Source organism: Micromonospora sp. NPDC002411 (genome assembly GCF_053592955.1).
Genome location: NZ_JBSFBM010000550.1, coordinates 1 through 2694 on the forward strand (window position 1 = coordinate 1; position 2694 = coordinate 2694).

Here is a 2694-nt window from a genome sequence, read left to right on the forward strand (position 1 = left end):
TTCGCCGCGCCGGAGCCGAAGGGCTGCCTCTTCGAGTACGTCTACATCGCCCGCCCGGACGCCACGATCGCCGGGCGCAACGTCCATGCGACGCGCCTTCGTGTCCCGGGCGTCACGCGCCATCCGACCCACCAGGCCGAACCGGCTGACCTGACGGGGCGTCGCCTCCGGGTCGGCCAGCAGCATCACCACGCTGGCCCCGCCCAGCCGGGCGCGGTCGATGCTCACCGAGCCGTTGGCCTGCAACGCCACCCGCTTCGCGATGTCCAGACCGAGCCCGGTCGAACCCTGGTCGCTGGTCCCCCGGCGCAGTGCCCGGTCCGGGTCGGGGATGCCGGGTCCGGCGTCGTCGACCCGGATCGCCACGTAACCGTCGCGCCGCGACACGGCCACCTCGAACGCGGTGCCCTGCGGTGTGTAACGGAAGACGTTACCGATCACCGCGTCCAGCGCGGCGGCCAGCTCGGCTCGTGGCACCGGGGCGGGGATGCGCAACTGCGCGCCGTTCACCCGGTGCGGCCGGTTCTGGTCACCGGCCAGCGCCGCCCAGAACACCATCCGGTCCCGGACCACCTCGCTGACGTCGCATATCGCCGGCCCGGCCTCGTGCGCCACCGCCTTGCGGGTGGTCTTGATCAGCACGTCGATCTCACCCTCCAGGGTGACGATCGCCTGCCGGATCCGTCGGATGCCACGGAGCCGGTCCAACTCCGCAGGGCTGAACGAACCCACGCTGGTGTCGTCGGACTCCAACGCCTCCGCGTCCAACCGCAGCACCGTCAACGGGGTACGCAGACGGTGCGACAGATCGGCCACCAGCTCCCGCTCGTCGGTGCGGGCCGCGTCGAGCCGGTCGGCCATCCGGTTGAAGGCGTAGCCGGCCTCGGCCAGTTCACGGGGACCGGTCGGCTCGACCCGTACCCCCAGGTCGCCGTCGCCGATGGAGAGCGCGGCCTTGACCAGACCCCGGGTCGAGTCCACCGCGCGGGCGGCGACCCGGTCGACCACCAGCACCGCCGCCCCGGCCATCGCCGCGCCGACCGCGAACAGCAGCCACCAGGTGCCGCCGCCCTCGCCCAACGTCGAATCCGGGAGGAACACCTCGACCACCGCCGTCCGGTCACCGAGGACCACCGGGTCGAGTCGAAGCACACCGCCGTCGACATCGACGACCAACGACCGTCGGTCGGCTCGGGCCTGGTCCAGGTCGCTGCCGCTGGCCCGACCGGTCGACTCGTCCAGCCCCAACCCGTGCACCACCGGCGGGAAGTCGGACCCCTCGGCGCTGGCCACCACGGCACGCTCGACGGCCGCCGGGTCGGTGCTCACCGCCAGCGCGCCGGTCACCAGCGCGCTGCGCCGGGCCGCGTCGGCGATCGCCTCGTCCCGGCTCTGCTCCCGCAGGCTGAGCCCGAGCGGGATCAGGAAGGCGAGCGCGACGAGACTGCACATGCCGGCCGTGAGCAGGGCCAGCGCCGTCCTCAGTCCGGTGCCACCAACCGGAATCCGACCCCCCGCACGGTGCGCAGGTAGCGCGGCTTCGCTGCGGACTCGCCCATCTTTCTGCGAAGCCAGTACAGGTGAACGTCGATTGTCTGGTCCTCGCCGACCGATGGCTGCCGCCATACCTCCTCCAAGAGTTCCCGGCGGGACACTACCCGCCCAGGTCGCGCGGCGAGATACGCCAGCAGGTCGAATTCCTTACGGGTCAGCGCCAGTGGCTCCCCGTCGAGCAGGGCGCTGCGCTCGCCCACGTCCACCCGGAGCCCACCGACGCTGTGCACCGCCGGCTGCACCGTCCGGCTGGCCCGCCCGGCCCGGCGCAGCACTGTGGTGATCCGCGCGTCCAGGTGCGCCCCCGTGAACGGCTTGACCATGTAGTCGTCCGCGCCCGCGCGGAGCAGCTTCACCACGGACTGCTCGTCGTCGCGGGCGGTGGCGATGATGATCGGGACGTCGGTGATGCCCCGCAGCATCCGCAACGCGTCCGAGCCGTCCAGGTCGGGCAGGCCCAGGTCGAGCACCACCAGGTCGGGTGTCTCCGCGGCGACCCGACGCAGCGCGTCCAACGCCGTACCCACGGCGTGCACGGCATGCCCACGGTCGGTGAGGGACCGCAGCATCGCGCCGCGTACGACGTGATCGTCTTCGACCAGGAGCACGGAGGCCACGACAAGACCGTACTTGGCCTGGCAAGTTGATCGCGTTGCGGCGTACCTGAGGGGCGGGCCAGCTGGTACGACGATGTCGTTCACGCTGTTCGTCGATGCCCGACTGGCGCTCTGACGCCGCGCCCGCCTGGCCGCCCAGGGCGTCCTGGGCGTGATCAACTCGGGTTTCCGGACGTCGGGCCGTCCGCGCGACTGGGATGCCGCGGTTTCCGGAAACCCGAGTCGATCAACGAGAAGCGGGCACCGGTTCGGCCGGGGCCGCGGTTTCGGCCGGCGTCGTGGGGTCGTCGGTGGGTTCGGTGCCGTCGGCCCGGGTCGCGGGTTCGTCGGTGCGGCGGCCGGTCACTTCGGCGAGGGTCGGGGGCTGGTCCGCGTTCCCGGTCGCCTCGGCGAGCGCCAGGGGCTCGGCCGGGTCGCGTCGGCGCCACCGGCTGACCAGCCAGCCGATCGCCGCGCCGCCGCCGAGCCCGGCGAGCAGGCCAGCGGCCAGCATCCCGTCGGCGCTGCCCGACTCCTCGCCGGC

The 2694-nt window shown here is 72.8% G+C and carries 2 protein-coding genes and 1 pseudogene; all 3 read right to left on the reverse strand.

Annotated features, from left to right (window positions below):
* Nucleotides 1–1452, reverse strand: a 1452-nt coding sequence (locus ACWCO3_RS33685) for a HAMP domain-containing sensor histidine kinase (RefSeq protein WP_450013990.1), incomplete at its 3' end; no start/stop codon positions are given.
* A gap of 29 nt (nucleotides 1453–1481) precedes the next feature.
* Nucleotides 1482–2171, reverse strand: a complete 690-nt coding sequence (locus tag ACWCO3_RS33690) for a response regulator transcription factor (RefSeq protein WP_088990407.1) — start codon at nucleotides 2169–2171, stop codon at nucleotides 1482–1484.
* A gap of 226 nt (nucleotides 2172–2397) precedes the next feature.
* Nucleotides 2398–2694: pseudogene (locus ACWCO3_RS33695) on the reverse strand (hypothetical protein); the annotation flags it as partial.